The sequence below is a fragment of the Streptomyces sp. NPDC005435 genome (assembly GCF_040703155.1).
Taxonomy (GTDB): Bacteria; Actinomycetota; Actinomycetes; order Streptomycetales; family Streptomycetaceae; genus Streptomyces.
In genome coordinates, this window is sequence record NZ_JBEXEQ010000001.1 from 184,907 (window position 1) to 203,174 (window position 18,268).

The following is an 18,268-nucleotide window of genomic DNA, read 5'->3' on the forward strand; positions in this document are numbered from 1 at the left end:
CCGGCGACCTCACGATCGCCGGACCACAGGGTTGGGACACTTATTTCGCGGAGTCGAGCGCAAACTCGCAGTGCATGTCCTGGTAATAACTGACATCGCCCTGCTTGTATTCGACCCGGCACCCGCCGAGATGCCCCCGGACGCGTCCGGTGACTTCGACCAGCACGCTCCCGTATTTGTCGCTCAGAACTCCGGGTTTGATGCTGTACGACCTCTTGTAGTAGTCGTGGAAACTACCGAAATCGGGGTCGCCCATTTTCCGGCTCCCGGGATCTCGGCCCGACAGAAGAAATCCGTTTGTTTCGAGATCGGAGTAGACGCTGTAACCGAGCACCTTCACACCCTCGGGCACATGCAGCAGTCGCATACGGGTGATCTCGACGGTTTCCTTGCCGCGATTCTTGAGCATGGGGTACGAGAACCGGTATCGCAGGCCGGGGCGGACGTGCGGGAAGCCGAGGACCCCGTGCAGCTGCGGACCGGAGCCGATGAGTGCGGTCCCCTTCCGGCCGGGACCGGACCCGGAGGGCATGTGGCAGCCGCCCAGCGCGACCAGGGCGAGCCCGAGCGCGACGACCCTAGAACGAGTAGAGGACACCGGCGTTGCCCCACACAGGACCCTTGGCCCCCCAGATGTCGTGCTCCAGCTTGCCGTTGCCGGCGGTGATCTTCTCGAAGTGGTTCCGGTTGTACTCGGTCTCGGTGCTGAGCTTGACGCCGAAGAACGAGGCGGAGCGTGTGTAGTTCATCGACGAGCCGGAGGTCAGCGTGTAGTAGGCGCCGCGCGGGATGACCCCGCGGTAGGACGCCTTGGACTTCGAGTACGGCGAGGAGCCGTCGTGGCTCGTCACCTTGGCGCCGTACTCGCCGACCGTGCCCCCGGACGGCACCTTGTACTTCACCGGCACGATGCCGTACGTGGTGCTGCTGCCACCGCCGCAGTTCAGGTAGGTGGCGGTCTCCTTGAACTCGATCGGCACCCGCCACTGCTTGGCCCAGTAGGGTCCCTTGTTCGTGAACCCGGTGGCGTGCCCGGTGCTGGACTTCCGCGCGACGCGCCCACTGAGCGACCAGTCCTTCCCGTTCGCGCTCACCTCGACACCGATGGACTCCGACAGGGTGTCGTTGAACTCGAACGCCGCCTGCGCGTCGTAGAAGGCGTGGCTCTCGCCGACGGTGGTGTAGCGGATGCCGTCCTTGATGACCTTGGTGGACTGGTAGCAGGCGTTCGGAGAGGTCTTGGCGGGGGCGACCGCGCTGTAGTCCTTTCCGCCCACGACATCGGGGTTGTAGCCGGTGGTGGACTGGCCGTCCGCGGACTGCCACTGCGCCGAGGGCGCGGCATCCGGGTCGGTGGCGTCGCTCCCGTCGTCACTTCCGTCGGGGCTTGAGGACGAGGTCTCCAGCGGGGTGCCGTCGGCCGCGCCGGCGGGGGCGTTCGCCGGGTCCGACGTGCCGTCCGAGGAGGCGTCGCTCAGCGCCTGGGAGTCGGCCTGGCTGACCGTGAGCGGGTGCAGCGCCACGGAGAGGGGGGCTTCCGCGCGGGCGTCGGCGGAACTCTGCGTGGTGGCCGGCCCGGTGGCGACACCGGCGTCGAGGTAGTCGCTGCCCGACAGAATCGTGCCGTCGGGCGCGGTGCCCGTGGCCGTCGCCTGCAGCGAGAGGACGCCGTCGTTGGCGTCCGCGTACGCCTGTAAAGCGCTCGGAAGCGTGGCGGGCAGGGTGAACGACCACGATCCGTCGGCGCCGGTCGTAGCCGTGCCGACCTGCGTGGGCGTCACCAGGGAGCCGTCGGTGGGCACCGAGTCGACCGAGGTCAGGACGACCGCGGCATTGGCCAGCGGGGCACCGGAACCCAGCGTGAAGGTGCCCTTGATGGTGGGCGGCCCGCTCACGGCCGTCACCGTCGTCTCCGGGCTCGGCGTCACGGTGGGACCGCCGCTCGGCAGCGTTCCGTCGTCACCCGGCTTGACGTCGGTGTCCGTCGGGCTGGGCGTGGGGGAAGGGCTCGACGTGCTTCCGCAACCGCCGCCTCCGGGCGACACCGCGTCCGTGCACGCGGCGAAAGCCGGTGAATTCCCCGTGGTGACGCCCAGAACCACCAATGTTGCCACTGCCGTAGTCGTCAGAGCCGCCCTGAGTGCCGGCCTGGTCTTCCCACGCATACGCAAACCTCTCCCCGAAGAATCCCGGATTGCGCCGGGCTCGAAACGATCAGGAGTGATCGATGCCGGAACACTATGCGAAAGGAATTACCAAATCTACGAGAAGTCGACAGCTGGCCTTAAAACTGCGCGGAATTTGAGGTTCCACACACGATCGACAAGGTGAATTCGATTCAAACATCGTGACCGGTGAGGGTGCGGTAAGCCGATGGCCACCAGTTCAAGAAAAGAGTAAGTTCTCTTACTCGTCGTTTCACTTGGCGGATTATCCCGCAGCCCGGTCGTATCGCCCTCAGGAGTACCGGCGCACCGTCACGCGGGCGGCCGCGGCGCACGATCCCGAAGCACCCGCCGCACAGAACCCGCCCGCCTGACCGGCACGCATTACGCTTGTCAGCCCGCGACACCCGACGCGCCCCCGACGTGCGAGGAGCTCTCCTTGGCCTGCGACCTGTGGCTGGTCCCTCTCGTGGACGTGCTGTGCCACGCCCCGGACAACCCGTTCGCCGAGGAACTCGCGCATTACAACGGCGCGCTGACCGACGCCGGGCTCCCGACGGTCCCCGTGTTCCCGTACATGCCGGGCCTGTCCGGCGACGTCGCCCCCGTCGCCGGTTTCGACTACGACGCCCTGCACTTCCTGCGCCGCGTCTACCTGCTCCAGGTCTGCGGCCTGCCGGTCACGCCCGTGGACGAACTCGGCGGCGACTACGAGCAGTTGCTGGAGATGTTCGAGAACACCGCCCAGCAGTCGCACCTGGTCTGGCACTACGACCACGCGGGCGCGTACGTCCCCGTGGACTTCCCGCACCCGCTGTCGAACGACGAACTCCTCGCGGGCGGCGGCCCCCTGGGCTCCACCCACTCCCTGCTGCGCGAGCTGGAGCACATCGCCCCGGCCCTCGGCATCGACCCCGCCAACCCGCCGGCCGCTCCCCAACCCCCCTCGGCACCGACCGAGTTGGAAGAGGCCGCCGCGCCCGCGCCCTACGACCCGAGCCCCTTCGCCCGGGAACGGCACGTCTGGCTCGGCCTGCACGCCGCCGCCACCCGCTCGCTCGCCCAGGGCTCGATGATCGTGTTCAGCTGAGCCCCCGCCGCACCGTGTCCGCCACGGTGTGGACCCCGTTCGTCACGGGCGCCCGACGAGCCTGATCACCGGCGGCCACAGCACCCCCGTCCCCACCAACAGCGACGGCCCCAGATGCAGCGGGCACACCATGAGCGATGCCCGCCCCTGCCGTACGACCTCGAACACGGCCGGGTCCACACAGTCGGGCCCCCGGAGGGAGGCGTCACCCGCACCTCCGTAGGGCCCCCGGCACCGCACACCCTGGTCGCCGCTCATACCCCGATCGCACCCCGCCGGAGGGCGCCCCGCACCTGGCGGGCGGCCAGCAGAGTGACCGTACGACGAGCCGTACGGGGTGGACACCGGGCGTAGCCCTACCGTGCGGCCATGAATACACAGCGTTACCAAGGGCGCACGGCGCTGGGCATCATGGCCCTGGCCGTCACCCTGCTCATGCTGGCGACGGCCGGGGCGACGGCCGCCGCACAGCGCGCGGGCACCCAGCTGACGGTGAGGTTCACCAACAACAGCGACCGCGATCTGACCCTGGGGCCCTTCAGCTACAACGGGTGCCCCGCGAATCTGCCGGAGCGCGTCAACGCGGGCGCCACCGCGAGCTGGAGTCTCGACGCCTGCGGCGACCCGCGCGGCAACTTCGGGAATGTCAGTTTCAACATCTACCGGGAGACCAACCGGACACAGATCACCTGGGACGCGCCCGTCGTCGGCGACGCCACGTACACCCAGTCGGCGCCGTCCGGCTATGTGATCAGCCGCAGCGGCGGCCAGGGCATCAACCCGACCGTCGACTTCACCTTCGACTGCAACTCCACGACCTGCGACGGCATCCCCGACAGCTGGAAGCGGAACGGCATCTACATCAACCCCGCCGACGGCAGCGCCCACACCGCGCCCGGCCCGGGGCTGAAGTTCATCGACCTGCCCGCGATGGGGGCCACGGTCAACAAGCCGGACATCTTCGTCCAGCTCGACTGGATGGCGAACGACAACCACAGCCACGCGCTCGCGCCCGCCGCCATCAAGCAGGTGGTCGACGCCTTCGCGAACTCGCCGTACTCCCGGCACTCGCCGTCGACCGGCATCAACCTGCACGTGGACGCCGGGCCGAACAGCATCATGAACTTCGCGACCAACGCGACCTGGGGCACCCTGAGCACGGCCCGGCAGCTGCCGGAGCAGACCAACCTGGGCACCGCGGTCAACGGCATGTACCAGTGGAACGCCTTCAACACGATCAAGAACCAGACGGGCGGCTTCACCAGCACCGGCCGGGCGCCGGTCTTCCACTACGCCATCTCGGCCCACAACCTGAACTCCGGCACCGACTCCAGCGGCATCGCCCCCACCCCGGGCAGTGACCTCATCGTCAGCCTGGGCAGCTTCGCGGGCCAGGTGGGCACGGTCGCCGAGCAGGCGGGCACCTTCCTGCACGAGCTGGGGCACAACCTCAACCTGGAGCACGGCGGCGACCAGAACGTCAACAACAAGCCGCAGTACTTCAGCTCGATGAACTACCTCTACCAGTTCGGTCTGACGTCCGGCACCACCACCGGCCTCACCGACCTCTCCCGCCAGAACACCTCGCTCAACGAGAACAGCCTGAACGAGCGGTCGTACCCCACGAGCAGCGGGAACTACGACGTCCGGCACTGGTGCCCGGGCAGCAACGGCGGCTCCTTCGTCCTGGTGCCCGCCGCGGACGGCCAGGTCGACTGGAACTGCAACGGCATGATCGAAACGGCGCCGGTCTCCTTCGACGTCAACAACGACGGCCAGCGCACGACGCTCACCGGCTTCGACGACTGGAGCAACGTGCTGCTGCGCGTCGGCGCGGTCGGCCGCACCGAGGCCTCGGGCGACGTACCGCCCCCGACCCGCGAGGACGAGCTGACCCCGAGCGAGGCCGAGCTGAACCTCCCGCTGGACACCGAGCCGCCGGTCACCAAGGCCCGCGTCGCGCCGTGCTCCACCGGGTACGGCGCCAACCGCTCGGACGTGTGCGTCACCCTGACCGCCAAGGACCGCATCTCCGGCGTGGCCAGGACCGAGTACCGGCTCGACGGCGGCGGCTGGAAGAAGTACACCTCCCCCGTCACGGTGCACGGCAAGGGCAAGCACGTGCTGAAGTTCCGCTCGGTGGACTACGCCCAGAACCGCGAGAAGACGAAGTCGGTCACCGTCACCGGCAAGCGCCCCTGACCCGGGAGCGCGCAGGAAAAAAAGGGGCCCGCACCGGTCGGTCGGTGCGGGCCCCTTCTCCATGTCCCCGCGCGGGAACATGTCCCTTTACAGGAACGAGTTGATCTCGATCGTCTCGTCGCGGCCGGGGCCGACGCCGATGGCGGAGATCGGGGCGCCGGACATCTCCTCCAGCGCCTTCACGTAGTTCTGCGCGTTCTTCGGCAGGTCGGAGAAGGACTTCGCCTTGGTGATGTCCTCGGACCAGCCGGGCAGCGTCTCGTAGATCGGCTTCGCGTGGTGGAAGTCGCTCTGGGAGTACGGGAGTTCCTCGACGCGCTTGCCGTCGATCTCGTACGCGACGCAGACCGGGATCTCCTCCCAGCCGGTGAGCACGTCCAGCTTGGTGAGGAAGAAGTCGGTGAGACCGTTGACGCGCGTGGCGTAGCGGGCGATCACCGCGTCGAACCAGCCGCAGCGGCGGTCACGGCCGGTGGTGACACCGCGCTCGCCGCCGATGCGGCGCAGCGCCTCGCCGTCCTCGTCGAACAGCTCGGTCGGGAACGGACCCGAGCCGACGCGCGTGGTGTACGCCTTCAGGATGCCGATCACGCGGCTGATCTTCGTCGGGCCGACGCCGGAGCCGGTGCAGGCACCGCCGGCGGTCGGGTTGGAGGAGGTGACGAAGGGGTACGTGCCGTGGTCGATGTCGAGCAGGGTGCCCTGACCGCCCTCGAACAGCACGACCTTGTCGTCCTCCAGCGCCTGGTTGAGGACCAGGACGGTGTCGGCGACGTACGGCTTGATCTGCTCCGCGTAGCCCAGCAGCTCCTCGACCACCTGGTCCGCGGCGATCGCGCGGCGGTTGTAGAGCTTGGTGAGCATCTGGTTCTTGACGTCGAGCGCGGCTTCCACCTTCTGGAGGAGGATCGACTCGTCGTAGAGGTCCTGGACGCGGATGCCGACGCGGTTGATCTTGTCCGCGTAGGTCGGGCCGATGCCGCGGCCGGTCGTACCGATCTTCCGCTTGCCGAGGAAGCGCTCGGAGACCTTGTCCATCGTCACGTTGAACGGCGTGATGATGTGCGCGTTTCCGCTGATGAGGAGCTTCGACGTGTCGACGCCGCGCTCGTTCAGACCGCTCAGCTCGGAGAGCAGGACCGAGGGATCGACGACGACACCGTTGCCGATGACCGGCGTACAGGTGGGTGAGAGGATTCCGGAAGGGAGGAGGTGGAGCGCGTACTTCTGGTCGCCCACGACGACCGTGTGGCCGGCGTTGTTGCCGCCCTGGTAGCGCACTACATAGTCCACCGAGCCACCGAGCAGGTCGGTCGCCTTCCCCTTGCCTTCGTCACCCCACTGAGCACCGAGCAGCACAAGTGCGGGCACGCGCGTACACCCCTTCCGGGCGGGGCATGTCCAAGGTCGGGGCGTGGGCGAAGAGGTTTCGTCGCCTCGTCGCCGTGTACCGCCCGCGACCGTCATTGGCCGCACAACCCGTCGGACCGGATGCCCCGGAATAGACGAAGCCCCTGGCGCAATAGCGCAAGGGGCTCTTGCACAAAGATGCTACCCGAGGAAGCGAGGCAGGACCGAGGTGGCGACTTCCGCGACGTCCGATCAGCTCCTGGTGATCATCGACCCGGCGGCACGGCAGGGGGACGGGGAGTCCGTTCGGATAGCGAAAGACGTGCTCAGCGCGGGTGCGGCGGCGAAGGTGTGCCTGCCGGACTCTCCCGAGGAGTTCGCCCGGGTGCTGGGCAGACGGGGGTCCCGGCGGCCGGTGGTGGTCGGGGACGACGCGGCACTGGTCCGCGCGGTGAGCCTGCTGCACCGGCACCGGGAGCTTTCCGACTGCGCGGTGTCGGTGGTGCCGGTGGGCGCGGCTTCGCTCGCGCGGTCGCTGGGGGTGCCGCCGGGGGCGGTGGCCGCCGCCCGTGCGGTCCTGGAGGGGTCCGTGCGGCGGCTGGACCTCCTGGTGGACGACAGCGACGGGGTGGTGCTGGGGTGCCTCGGGATACCGCCGGCGTCGGCCCGGGCCTCCGTCCCGGAACCGGTCGGCGCTTCGCCCGCCCACCCCTGGCTGCGGTCCCTGGTCCGCCGGGTGGCGTACCGCCCTGCGGTCCGGCTCCGGGTCGAGATCGACGGGGAGACGGTGACGGACCTGGACCATCCGGTGGAGGCGGTGTCGGTGACGCCGTCCGGGCACGGCGTGGCCTCGGTGGAGATCCACCCCTTCTCGGAATCCACCTCCTCCGTCGTCACCTCCGCCCGCACGATCACGGTGACGGGGGAGGACTTCCGCTACCGCGCGGACGCGGTGACCTCCGGTCCGGTACGGCGTCGCACCTGGCGGGTGGCGGAGGGGGCGTGGGGGCTGGTGGTGCCGCGGGGGTGAGGGGTGGGGGCGCGAGGTGTAACTACTCTGCGTACGCACATGATCTCCGTACGTAAGGACGACCCGTCATGCCGTACTCCCCCCTCCTCGTCCGGCCCATGACGGAAGAGCTGACCTCGATCGGCTTCACGGAGCTGCTCACGGCCGAGGACGTGGACCGCGCGAACCTGGCGGGCACGAAGGGCCTGACCCTGCTGTTCTTCAACTCCGTGAAAGGCAGCGCGGCCGGGATGGGCCGTCCCGGCGTCCGCCAGGCCCTGGAGAACGCGCCCAAGCGCCCCGACCGCCTCCTGACGGTCTTCGCCGAACACGACCTGGACGCCACCGCCCGCGCCCGCTCCCTCTTCCCCGACATCCCACCCTCCGACCCCTCCATCGCCCTCTTCAAGGACGGCGACCTCATCCACTTCATCCCCAGCCACCGCATCGAGGGCCGCGACGCGGGGTCGGTGGCGACGGAGCTGACGGGGGTGTTCGAGGAGTTCGCGGGGTAGGGCGGTGACGGCCTGCCTTCGCGGCTGGGTCAATGTGCCGTTGCGGCGACGGTCACCGGAACGGGTGATTCTGCGCCCAGCGCTACCGGCGCGGGTGGCTCCGCCCGGCACGCACAAGGGGAAGTGACAGGTCGGGGAGGTGGGGATGCCGGAGATGCTGGCCGCCGCCGTCGACGCGGAGCGTGAAGGCCTCCGGGCCGGGACGGCCTGCCTCGTCGTACGCGGTCAGCACGCGCTCGATCCGCGCCCACAGGCGCACGGGTCCACACTCGCGGACCTCCCACCGTCCCTCGCCCGGAGTGAGGGTGGCGGCGGAGCCGGTGACGACGTCGACCAGCCGCACGACATCACCCACGACCGTCATTTGCGCGTCCGGTACGGCGCACTGGGCGAGAAAGCGCAGATGGAACGCCTCCTCGGTCCCGGCCATGACGCGCTCCGGGCCGTGCCGGGCGACGCGCCCGGACTCCGGGAGGGCTGCGGCCCAGTGGGCGGGGTTGCCGAACGCCGGCGCCGCGTGGGTGCGCGCGGACATGAAGGAGACCGTGCCGGGCAGCAGCCGACCTTCCGCGGTGCCGTCGCCGTGCACGGTCAGCAGTACGCGGGCGTAGCCGTACAGCCAGCCTGAGAGGGTCAACAGGATCTTTCCGCCCGGCCTGGTCTGAGCGAGCAGAGTCGGGGGGACTGCGCGGAAGGAGCAGGCGGCCACAATCCGGTCGAACGGCGCCTCGGGCCAGTAGCCGTACAGCCCGTCTGCCACCGCCAGGGTGGGGGTGTAGCCGCAGGCGTACAGCGCGTCGGCCGCCTGGCCGAGCCTATGCGGGTCAACCTCGATGGAGGTCACCCGCGCGGAACCCAGGCGTTCGCACGCGAGGGCGGTGGAGTAGCCGGTGCCCGTGCCGATTTCCAGCACCGTGTGCCCTTCGGTGACGTCGGCGTCCGCCCACATCCGCACCACCAGCGACGGCAGTGTGGAGGAGGAAGTGGGGGCTCCGCCCCGCCTCAACCGCGGGTCCTTCCAGTCGGCCTCATCGCCGTCGAACTGCGTGATGAGTGTGGCGTCGGAGTACGCGGCCGACAGCCAGCGGTCATGGTCGAGTTCGGCGGTGACCGGCTTCCACACCGTCAGGCCCTGTACGTCGCGTTCGTCGGCAGGCAGATAAAAGCCCGGCACGAAACGGTGCCGGGGCACCGTAGCCACCGTTCGCGTCCACTCCACGTCCAGTCCCTGCTCGGCGAGGGAACGGGTCAGACGGGCTCGCAGTTCGGCCGCGTCGGCCTCCAGGTCGCCGCTCGTGCTCACGGCGCACCTCCGTTCTGCAGAAGGTCGGCGAACGCCTCGGTGACAGCGGCCGCGTCAGGCAGCCAGCCCCACTGACCGTTCGGGTTGCATTCGATGAACGTCCAGTCCCGAGGGGTCCCTCCGTCGCCCGTGAGAGCGAAGTCGAAGCAGCCGAAGACCAGGCCGAAGGTGGCCAGGTAGCGCTGCAGGGCAGCCTCGATCCCGGCGGGGACGGAGACCGGAGCGTGAATCAGCGCGTCCCAGTCGCCACGGCGCCAGTCCAGCGCCCCGTCCGGGGCGGCGATCTGCTGGGCGAACACGCGGCGGCCGACCACCGTGACGCGCACATCGCCGGTCTTGGGGATCTCCGCCTGGAACAGGTGCGCGGTCACTGCCAGCGAGTCGTCGAAGGTGGCCGGGTCGACGCGCTGGGTCCAGATCGCACCGGTGCGCCCTGCCTCGTCGCGGGGCAGCCCGCGGAAGGTCTTGTAGACGATGGGGCCGTGGTGGGCGGCGAACTCCCTTGCCGCTTCGGGATCGTTGGTGACCAGCGTCGGCGGGATCGCCAGGCCGAGCCGCGTCGCGAGCTGAAGCTGAGCAGGTTTGAAGTCCGCGGCTGTGACCGCCGACGGATGGTTCACGTAGAAGGCACCGTGCAGGTGATTCAGCACTCCTCCGAACCCGTGCCGGGCCTCGGCAGCGGCAAAGTCGCGCTGCTGGACGGGCAGATACCGGTAGCGGGTGACGTAGGGAGTGGGGCGGCGGTAGTACACCGCCGCCACCTCCCCCAACTCCACGTCCCGGCTGTCGGTGACCAGCCGTCCGGTCCAGACAGGCGCTCCGGCGCCGATGTGGGCGCGGAAGGCCAAGTCGCGAGCGATGTCGGCCGGGTCGACGCGGACGACGGGCACCTCGCGCTCGTTCAGCGCGGCGATGACGCGGTCCGCAGTGACGTCCTCCAGCGCGGTGACAACCAGGACGGTGGAGGCCATCGTCAGTCCGACTCGTAGTCGGTGGTGTGGTCGTCCTGGGTCTGCGGCTGAGGGTCCTGCCCGTCGCCGCCGCCGGACACCGACGCGGTACCGGTGGTCTTACTCGTACCGTGCTTTCCCATCTCCACGGCCTGGCCGGCGTCGTCGGCGTACGCGGCGGTCTGGGTGGCCGCGTCGAACGTCACCGTGGCGTACGACGGCGGGCCGACCGGAAGCCGGTCGGTGACCAGCCGCATCGCCCACGGAGCCTGCGGTGCAAGCGTCGCCATGCGTTCGTCCTTCCCCTTGCCTCATGCGGATAGCCGAGCGACTACCGCTTCAGCAGAATCAACCTCCCGCGCCATCAGTGACCAGTACCGTAGGTACCGCGAACCGTGGCGAAACTGACACGCTCCGTGACCGCGAGTCAGGGGAGGTGAGGCATCGGTGCCGAGCAGACCGAGCAATCCGCATCTTGCACTGTGGATCCTGATCTCCGGCCTGTCACACGGCGAGATCGCGCGCCGGATCACCGCTGAGGCGATACGCCGAGGTCATCGGCAGATCGCCCCGGACGCCACTCGCGTCCGTCGCTGGATCGACGGCGAACGGCCGCGCCCGCCTGTGCCCGCGCTCCTGGCGGCGGTGCTGTCCGAGGCACTTGGCCACCCCCTCACCCCGGGTGATCTGGGTCTGACGTCCGCCGGTCCCGCACTGGACAACATCCAGCTCCCCCTGCTGACCGAGACAGCGGCTCAGACTCTTGCCGGATGGACCCAGATGGACCTGTTCTTCGACCGCCGCGAAGCCCTCAAGCTGGCCCTCGGTGCCCCGCTGATCCTGGCCGCCGAGCGGATGCTGGGCGGCACCGCGCGTCGGCTGAACCGCGACACCAAGGGCTTCGACACCGACACCACCACGGCCCTGGAAGAGGTCACCGCGTTCTTCGCGAAGGCCGACGCCTCCAAGGGCGGCGGTCTGTACCGCTCAGCGATCGTCGCGCAGCTCGCCGAAGTCGCCCGCCGCATCCAGGACGGAGTCCCGCCCGCGCTGAAGACCCGGGTGTTCGCGGCCACCGCCGACCTGGCTGCGCTGGCCGGGTGGGTCAGCCACGACTGCGGCCGGTACGCCACCGCCCAGCGGTACTGGTCTTACGGCATCTACGCCGCCTCCGAAGCCGGGCAGCGGGATCGTGGCGTGGAGATCGTCACCCGCATGTCCCACCAGATGATCTACCTCGGGCACCCCGGCGACGCCCTCGGCCTGCTCGGCGTTGCCGCAGAGAAGGCCTGCCTGCCCGCGGCCAAGGCACTGGTCGCCTCGCAGACGGGACGGGTGCACGCAGCCCTCGGCGACGAGCGCCGGGCCGACCGGCACCTCGGCGCCGCCGACGAGCTGGTGACCGACGGCTTGGGCGACGGCGTTCCGGAGTGGATGGCGTACTTCGACGCCGCCGAGCACGCCGGTGCACGGGCAGTCTCCGCCCGCGACCTGCACCGCATCGGCCGAACCCGCGCCGCGAGCGCGCACTTCACCGACGCCCTCGCACTCAGGCGACCGGGGTTCGAGCGGGTGCGTGTCATGGACCGGATCGGCTTGGCCGCCGCCCTGTTCGACGAGGGCGAGCCCGAGCAGGCCGCGGCTGCCGCGCAGCAAGCCCTGGACGAGGCGGCCCGGGTCGACTCCGCCCTCGTCATCTCCCGGCTCAACACCCTGCTGGATGCCGCCCGCCCGTACCGGACCGCCGCAGCGGATGCGGTACGGGACCGCGCCACGGATCTCGCTGCGGCACGACCGACCGACATCGCCGCCTGAGAGCCTTGGAGCATGGGCAAGCACGCGCGGCCCGGGCCGCCGAACCAGCCGGCCAGGGCCTTTCCCCGGGTCGACGAGGACAAGCCGCTCGCGGCGTACGAGAAGCGGCGGCGGCCGCCGATGGACGTCTACCGGCGGCACCGGCCACTTCATGGTGAGGGCGGCCACGTGCGGCCCGATGAGCCCCGGGTGCTGGAGAAGTGGGACGGGTTCGCGTACGGGCCTGTCGGTACCGCTGCGGATCTCGCGGAGGCGCAGCGGTGGGTGGACGAACGGCGACATGGGTCCTGAGCTTCCCAAGGGGGGTTGGTGGCTTGGCTCGGGGGCGGAGTCAACGTGCCGTTCCGGTGGTGGTCACTGGGGCGGGTGGTCTTTCCGGGGGGTGGGGAGGAGGTCGGAGAGGGTTGCCACGGGGTGGCCGAGCAGGTCTGGGAGTGTGTGCCGTTGGCGGGTGGTCAGGGGGGCGGTGAAGATCACTGCGTCGGGGTCGGTCCGGGCACAGGTCTGCGCCAGTTCGCGTACTTTGCCGTGGCTCAGCAGGGTTCGTGAGGAGTAGGGCAGCGCCATCTTCCGGGCGCCGCCGGACGAGACGCCTCGGCGTTGCACGATGCGCGCGACGACCCGGGCGCCGTGCGCCTCCAGCTCGGCGGCCGCCGATGCCATCAGGGTGTCGAAGTCCTTCTGTTTCGCGGAGAAGTAGCCGACCAGGACCACATCGGCGCCCGTGTCGGGGATACGGAACGCCCGGTACCGAGCCGGTTCCGACGACACGCGGCGAGCCGGGCGACGGTCGCGCCTTCGAGGCTGATGCACGGTCCGCAGGCTAGAACCCCGGCGGCCCTCGGCGACACCGGATTTCTCGCTGCCCGGCCCGCGGCCTAGGCCCGCTCGGCGGCGAACAGTTCCAGGTGGGCGCAGGCCGGGCAGCGCCAGGCGTCGATCCGCCGGCGCGGCCGGCCCAGCCTCTTGGCGTTGCCGAGCGGACCCAGCTGGAGAGATCCCGCGATCCACCGCGCGAACCCGCGAGCACCTTGTCCGGAGTCCTCGACGAAGCCCGGTTCCAGCCCCACCGTGCCGCATTGGGTGCACCGTATGTTGTCCATCGTCGGAGTTTATTGAGCGGCCGCGCGAGCACGACACACGCGAGGGCGCAGATCGGCTGGTTTCCGCGCCTCCGGCTACTCCAGAACGCGTTCCACCCGGAAGACCGGCGGCATCAGGACGAGCAGCACGGCCGTCAGGGTCAGCGTGCCGCCCACGTACCAGCCCGTGATCGTCGTGTACGCCTCGGGGCGCATGCCGCTGACCGTCGTCGCGCCCAGGGCGGGGAGCAGGGCCACCGTGCGGGCGACGCCGCCGAGCCCGGCCGTCGGGCGCAGTCCGGCGGGCCGGCAGAAGCCGGTGAACACGGTGGCGGACGCGGCCCACAGCACGGAGGCCGCCGGGACGAGCAGCCCCAGCGACAGATACCCGGGGCTGAGACGGACACCGCTGCCGCCGAACGCCAGGGCCGCCCAGGCGAGTCCGGTGAAAGCGAGGACGAGCACGAGCCAGGACAGCGCCCCGGCGATCAGCGCGCACGCGGTGTAGGCGACGTACACCGAGCGCAGCCGGACCGGGGAGGCGAGCAGTGCCTCCATGGCGCCGCTCCCCAGGTCCCCGGAGACGACGGCGCGGCTGACCGCCCCCGTGATCAGCGCGGCGGCCACCCCGAGCAGCGTGGGCGCGACGAGCAGCGCGGTGCTCAGCGCGCGGGACGTGGTGGAGTGCAGACCGGCCACCGCGACCAGGCCGTTGTCGGCGGCGACAAGCCCTCCGTGGACCGCGCCGGGGAAGACGTGCGGCAGGACGAGCAGCAGGGCCACCAGGCCCGTGCCCGTCGCGGCGGGAACGAGCAGGGCCTGCCGGCCCTGCTGGCGCCAGGTGCGCAGCAGCAGGGCGCCGAGGAGGCGGCCGGTGGTCATGAGGGATCGTCCAGGAGTCGGTGGATGGAGGCTTCGAGCGCGGTCCGGGTGGCGGCGGCGCCGGTGGACACGGGGCGTACGTCGGTGACCTCGATGCCGTCGGCGACCAGGCCCGCGATGTGCGCCCCGATCGTCGTGTCCAGCCCCACCTCGGCCCGCTCCCAGGCTCCGCCCCGGCGCGAGGTGCGCAGGTCGTACGCGGACGACTCCGCGTCGTCCCCCGGGTCCCGCGACACCGGCAGCGCGGTGAGCGACCCGCCGCCGAGGACCAGCATCCGGGAGGCGAGCGTCATCGCCTCGGGCACGCTGTGCGTGGAGTACAGGACGGTCCTGTCCGCGCCCCAGGACCGTACGAGTTCGCGGGTCCGCTCGGCACTGACCGGGTCGAGTCCCGTCAGCGGCTCGTCGAGCAGCAGGACCCGCGGGTCGGTCAGGGTGAGTCTGGCCAGGTCGGCCCGCTGGAGCTGGCCCCGGCTGAGCCGGGCGGTACGCCGGCCGAGCAGCCCCTCGATGCCGAACCGCTCGGCCGCCTCCCGTATCCGCGCGGCGCGCCGTGCCCCGTCCAGGCCCCGCACCCGCGCCCAGAACTCCAGGTTGTCCCGCACGCTCAACTGCGGGCTGAGCGCGGCCCGGTGGGCCAGTGTCCCGATCGCCCGCTTCGCCTCGCGGTCGGCGGCCAGGTCGGTGCCGCCGATCAGCACGCGCCCGGCGAGCGGCGGCAGGATGCCGGCCAGGACCCGCATGAGCGTGGTCTTGCCGGCGCCGTTGCGCCCGAGCAGGGCGTGCACTCCGGGGGTGAGTTCGGTGTCGACCGGGCCGAGCACCGGGCGGCGCCGGTACCCGGCGACGACCCCCTCCAGGCGTACGACCCCTTCCAGGCGTGCCTCCCCCGTCACGGCGCGTCGAACAGGGTGGCGCGCTGCCCGGCCGTCAGCTCGCTCTCGTCCACCCGGCGCAGCAGCGACAGATGCCGGCCCGCCTTGCACAGGCCCAGCCGGCGCGGGCCGAGCCGGATGGTGGTCAGCGAGACTCCGGGAATCCAAGTCCCCCAGAAGACGTGGCCCTTGCCGCACTCGATGATGGTGTCCGCGGCCATGTGTCTCTCCCCGAGGTGTCAGGCGGCCCGCGCGCGGCGGCGCCGGTTCGACGTGGTCCGGCATCGCGCCCACCGCGGCGCGGCCGTCGGTGTTCGCCGGCGCTCCGGGCGGATCGGCGGTGCGGCGATCACCAGCTCGATGATGATCGTTCCCCGGTTCACGGCGCCTGCGGTCAGACCGTTTCCGGACAACTTCAGCACGGGTGCGGCGCAGGGCCCGGCGGGGGCGGACGCGTTCGGAGCGACGGCTGTCGGCCCCTCCCCTCAGCCCGCCAGGTCGCGCCTGCGGATACCCATGAGCCCCGCGCACGTCAGTACGACCGTCACGCCCAGGAGGGCGGCCACGGGGGCCCCTTGCGGCTCGGCGCCCGGGAGCTTGGGGAGGTGGGTGTACGGGGAGAGGTTCAGGAGGGCTTGGGGGGCGTTCAGGGCGGGACCCACCCAGCCGAGGAGGAGGGTCGCGCCGGCCGCGGCCCAGGCGATCGACGCCGCGCGGGGCAGGAGGCCGTAGAGGAGGACCGTCAGGGCGCCCAGCGTCCAGATCGCGGGGAGCTGGACCAGGCAGGCTTCCAGGAGGGCCAGGGGGCGTTTGCCGTAGCCCGCCATGAAGCCCAGGGCGGCCAGGAGCATCAGGGCGCCCGAGCCCGCGAAGGACACCGTCAGGTGGCTCGCGGCCCAGCGGAGACGGCTCACCGCGCACGCGAGGATCGGCTCCGCCCTCCCCGACGTCTCCTCCGCGGACAGGCGGAGCACCGACGAGACGATGTACAGGGCCGCGACCAGGCCCAGCATCCCCGTCATCGCGGAGAGGAACGCGTCCTCCGCGCCCGCACGGCCGCCCATCCGCTCCAGGAGCTGCCGTACCCCCTCGTTGTCGCCCATCATCCGGGTCGCGCCCTGGGTGAGACCGCCGTAGACGACCCCCGCCAGGAAGAACCCGGCACTCCAGCCCAGCAGCGCGCCCCGCTGGAGCCGCCAGGCCAGGCCCGCCGCGCTGCCCAGGCGGCCCCGGGCCGGGCCCGGACGGGTCGGCAGGAAGCTCATCCCCAGGTCACGGCGGGCCGCGAGGGTGAAGGCGAGGGCGCCGAAAGCCACAACCGCCGCCGCGAACAGCAGCAGGACCCACCAGCGTTCCCCCGCGTACGGCCGCAGGTTCTCCTGCCAGCCCAGCGGGGACAGCCAGGTCAGCGGGGCGGAACCGTCCGCGCGGGCCGAATCCCCCGCCGCGCGCAGCACGAACGCCGCCCCCAGCACCGCCGAGGTCAGCCCCCGCGCCAGCCGCGCGCTCTGCGTGAGCTGCGCCGCGACCGCCGCGACCCCGGCGAAGACGAGGCCGGTGCCCGCGACGCCGAGCGCGAGCGCCACCGCGCCCCGGACGCCGTACGCCGCCATGCCGGCGGCGAGCAGCAGTGCCAGTACGGCGTTCGCGACCGCCGCCGCGAGCAGCGCCGCCGTCAGCGGGGCCCGGCGGCCCACCGCCGCCGAGGCGAGGAGTTCCGCCCGGCCGCTCTCCTCCTCGTCCCGGGTGTGCCGTACGACGATCAGCAGGCTCATCGCGGCGGCGAGCAGCCCGGCGTACACGCCCGCGCGCCACGCGGTCAGGCCGCCCACGGAGTCGTCCAGCAGGGGCCCGGTGAGGGCGCGCAGCGAGGCGTTGGCGGTCATCTGGGCGCGCAGGGAGGCGCGTTCGGCCGCCGTGGCGTACAGGCCCTGGAGGGTGCCGGGCATGGAGAGGACCATCAGGGCGTTCACCCCGGCCCAGAGGGGGAGTTGGACGCGGTCGCGGCGGAGGGCGAAGCGGAGGAGGGCGGGGGTGGCGGTGAGGGTGGAGGCGGGGTGGAGACCGGGGTGGACGTCGGGGGCTGCGGCCGTGGTCGTCATCGTGCGGCCACCTCCGCCGGCGCCGGCGTCTCCTCCTCGTAGTGCCGCAGGAACAGCTCCTCCAGCGTCGGCGGGGTGGAGGTCAGCGAGCGGACGCCCACGGCGGTGAGGGCGCGCAGGACGCCGTCCAGCCGGTCGGTGTCCACCTGGAGGTGGACGCGGTGGCCCTGTACGTCGAGGTCGTGCACCCCGGGGAGTCCGGTGAGGCCGGCCGGGTCGCCGCGCAGCTCCGCCCGCACGCTGGTCCGGGTCAGATGCCGCAGCTCCGCCAGCGAACCGCTCTCCACCGTACGGCCCTTGCGCACGATGGAGACCCGGTCGCACAGCGTCTCCACCTCGCTGAGGATGTGCGAGGAGAGCAGGACGGTACGGCCCCGGTCCCGCTCCTCGGCCACGCAGGACTGGAAGACCTCCTCCATCAGCGGGTCCAGGCCCGAGGTCGGCTCGTCCAGGATCAGCAGGTCCACGTCCGAGGCGAAGGCGGCGACCAGGGCGACCTTCTGCCGGTTGCCCTTGGAGTACGTACGGCACTTGCGCGTCGGGTCCAGCTCGAACCGCGCGGTCAGCTCGGCGCGGCGGCGCTCGTCCAGGCCGCCGCGGAGTCTGCCGTACAGGTCGACGACCTCGCCGCCGGAGAGGTTGCGCCACAGGGTCACGTCGCCGGGGACGTACGCGATGCGGCGGTGGATCTCCACGGCGTCGGTCCACGGGTCGCGGCCGAGCACCTGCGCGGCGCCGGAGTCCGCGCGGAGGAGGCCCAGCAGGACGCGGAGGGTGGTGGACTTCCCGGCGCCGTTCGGACCGAGGAAACCGTGCACCTCGCCGCGTTCGACGCTGAGGTCGAGGCCGGTGAGGGCGTGGGTACGGCCGAAGGACTTGTGCAGTCCCGAGACCGTGATGGCCTTCGTCATGCACGCGAACGTACGCT

At 71.2% G+C, this 18,268-nt stretch carries 20 protein-coding genes; 6 read left to right on the forward strand and 14 right to left on the reverse strand.

Annotated features, from left to right (window positions below):
* Window positions 1-40: 40 nt before the first annotated feature.
* Together AB0898_RS00875 and AB0898_RS00880 are read right to left on the reverse strand one after the other, a co-directional pair.
* A complete protein-coding gene (locus AB0898_RS00875) occupies window positions 41-598 on the reverse strand; it encodes a hypothetical protein (RefSeq protein WP_366800660.1) in 558 nt (185 codons plus the stop codon).
* Window positions 579-1,895 (reverse strand): hypothetical protein, encoded by a 1,317-nt coding sequence (locus AB0898_RS00880; RefSeq protein ID WP_366800661.1) that lies wholly within the window; start codon window positions 1,893-1,895, stop codon window positions 579-581. The genes AB0898_RS00875 and AB0898_RS00880 overlap by 20 nt, the downstream gene beginning before the upstream one ends.
* Window positions 1,896-2,604: 709 nt before the next feature.
* On the opposite strand from AB0898_RS00880, the gene AB0898_RS00885 reads away from it, so the two are divergent.
* A complete protein-coding gene (locus AB0898_RS00885) occupies window positions 2,605-3,255 on the forward strand; it encodes a hypothetical protein (RefSeq protein WP_366800662.1) in 651 nt (216 codons plus the stop codon).
* 42 nt (window positions 3,256-3,297) lie between these two features.
* Here the strand turns inward: AB0898_RS00885 and AB0898_RS00890 are convergent, their stop codons facing one another.
* Window positions 3,298-3,513, reverse strand: coding sequence for a hypothetical protein (locus AB0898_RS00890; RefSeq protein WP_366800663.1), 216 nt, complete (start codon window positions 3,511-3,513; stop codon window positions 3,298-3,300).
* 111 nt (window positions 3,514-3,624) lie between these two features.
* Here AB0898_RS00890 and AB0898_RS00895 point away from each other — a divergent pair, with 111 nt between their 5' ends.
* Window positions 3,625-5,457 (forward strand): OmpL47-type beta-barrel domain-containing protein, encoded by a 1,833-nt coding sequence (locus tag AB0898_RS00895; protein WP_366800664.1) that lies wholly within the window; start codon window positions 3,625-3,627, stop codon window positions 5,455-5,457.
* A gap of 87 nt (window positions 5,458-5,544) precedes the next feature.
* Here the strand turns inward: AB0898_RS00895 and AB0898_RS00900 are convergent, their stop codons facing one another.
* A complete protein-coding gene (locus tag AB0898_RS00900) occupies window positions 5,545-6,828 on the reverse strand; it encodes an adenylosuccinate synthase (protein WP_366800665.1) in 1,284 nt (427 codons plus the stop codon).
* A 208-nt stretch (window positions 6,829-7,036) separates the two neighbouring features.
* Between AB0898_RS00900 and AB0898_RS00905 the strand changes: the two genes are divergently transcribed.
* Together AB0898_RS00905 and AB0898_RS00910 are read left to right on the forward strand one after the other, a co-directional pair.
* Window positions 7,037-7,837 carry a diacylglycerol kinase family protein gene (locus tag AB0898_RS00905; protein WP_366800666.1) on the forward strand — a complete coding sequence of 267 codons (801 nt, stop codon included), beginning with the start codon at window positions 7,037-7,039 and terminating at the stop codon, window positions 7,835-7,837.
* A gap of 68 nt (window positions 7,838-7,905) precedes the next feature.
* On the forward strand, window positions 7,906-8,331 hold the full coding sequence (locus AB0898_RS00910) for a BrxA/BrxB family bacilliredoxin (protein WP_366800667.1): 426 nt from the start codon (window positions 7,906-7,908) through the stop codon (window positions 8,329-8,331).
* 82 nt (window positions 8,332-8,413) lie between these two features.
* Here the strand turns inward: AB0898_RS00910 and tgmC are convergent, their stop codons facing one another.
* The 3 genes from tgmC to AB0898_RS00925 are packed head-to-tail and all read right to left on the reverse strand — an operon-like array spanning window position 8,414 to window position 10,874.
* Window positions 8,414-9,634, reverse strand: a complete 1,221-nt coding sequence (tgmC, locus tag AB0898_RS00915) for an ATP-grasp peptide maturase system methyltransferase (RefSeq protein WP_366800668.1) — start codon at window positions 9,632-9,634, stop codon at window positions 8,414-8,416.
* Window positions 9,631-10,605: an ATP-grasp ribosomal peptide maturase gene (gene tgmB / locus AB0898_RS00920; protein ID WP_366800669.1), complete on the reverse strand. Its 975-nt coding sequence runs from the start codon at window positions 10,603-10,605 to the stop codon at window positions 9,631-9,633. The genes tgmC and tgmB overlap by 4 nt, the downstream gene beginning before the upstream one ends.
* Window positions 10,606-10,607: 2 nt before the next feature.
* On the reverse strand, window positions 10,608-10,874 hold the full coding sequence (locus AB0898_RS00925) for a putative ATP-grasp-modified RiPP (protein WP_366800670.1): 267 nt from the start codon (window positions 10,872-10,874) through the stop codon (window positions 10,608-10,610).
* 157 nt (window positions 10,875-11,031) lie between these two features.
* Between AB0898_RS00925 and AB0898_RS00930 the strand changes: the two genes are divergently transcribed.
* Complete coding sequence (locus AB0898_RS00930; protein ID WP_366800672.1) at window positions 11,032-12,399, forward strand: Tat pathway signal protein; 1,368 nt, start codon at window positions 11,032-11,034, stop codon at window positions 12,397-12,399.
* A gap of 12 nt (window positions 12,400-12,411) precedes the next feature.
* On the forward strand, window positions 12,412-12,690 hold the full coding sequence (locus AB0898_RS00935; protein WP_366800673.1) for a DUF6087 family protein: 279 nt from the start codon (window positions 12,412-12,414) through the stop codon (window positions 12,688-12,690).
* Window positions 12,691-12,753: 63 nt separating this feature from the next.
* Here the strand turns inward: AB0898_RS00935 and AB0898_RS00940 are convergent, their stop codons facing one another.
* The 7 genes from AB0898_RS00940 to AB0898_RS00970 form a co-directional block, all read right to left on the reverse strand.
* Window positions 12,754-13,170: a hypothetical protein gene (locus tag AB0898_RS00940; protein ID WP_366800674.1), complete on the reverse strand. Its 417-nt coding sequence runs from the start codon at window positions 13,168-13,170 to the stop codon at window positions 12,754-12,756.
* Window positions 13,171-13,277: 107 nt separating this feature from the next.
* Window positions 13,278-13,502: a hypothetical protein gene (locus AB0898_RS00945; protein WP_366800675.1), complete on the reverse strand. Its 225-nt coding sequence runs from the start codon at window positions 13,500-13,502 to the stop codon at window positions 13,278-13,280.
* A gap of 75 nt (window positions 13,503-13,577) precedes the next feature.
* Window positions 13,578-14,363 (reverse strand): hypothetical protein, encoded by a 786-nt coding sequence (locus AB0898_RS00950; RefSeq protein ID WP_366800676.1) that lies wholly within the window; start codon window positions 14,361-14,363, stop codon window positions 13,578-13,580.
* Window positions 14,360-15,259, reverse strand: a complete 900-nt coding sequence (locus AB0898_RS00955; protein ID WP_366800677.1) for an ABC transporter ATP-binding protein — start codon at window positions 15,257-15,259, stop codon at window positions 14,360-14,362. Before AB0898_RS00955 ends, AB0898_RS00950 begins: the two co-directional genes overlap by 4 nt.
* Window positions 15,256-15,459: a hypothetical protein gene (locus AB0898_RS00960; protein WP_366800678.1), complete on the reverse strand. Its 204-nt coding sequence runs from the start codon at window positions 15,457-15,459 to the stop codon at window positions 15,256-15,258. The genes AB0898_RS00955 and AB0898_RS00960 overlap by 4 nt, the downstream gene beginning before the upstream one ends.
* Before the next feature lie 264 nt (window positions 15,460-15,723).
* Window positions 15,724-17,340: an ABC transporter permease gene (locus AB0898_RS00965; RefSeq protein ID WP_366800679.1), complete on the reverse strand. Its 1,617-nt coding sequence runs from the start codon at window positions 17,338-17,340 to the stop codon at window positions 15,724-15,726.
* Window positions 17,337-18,251 carry an ABC transporter ATP-binding protein gene (locus tag AB0898_RS00970; protein WP_366800680.1) on the reverse strand — a complete coding sequence of 305 codons (915 nt, stop codon included), beginning with the start codon at window positions 18,249-18,251 and terminating at the stop codon, window positions 17,337-17,339. The genes AB0898_RS00965 and AB0898_RS00970 overlap by 4 nt, the downstream gene beginning before the upstream one ends.
* Window positions 18,252-18,268 lie beyond the last annotated feature (17 nt).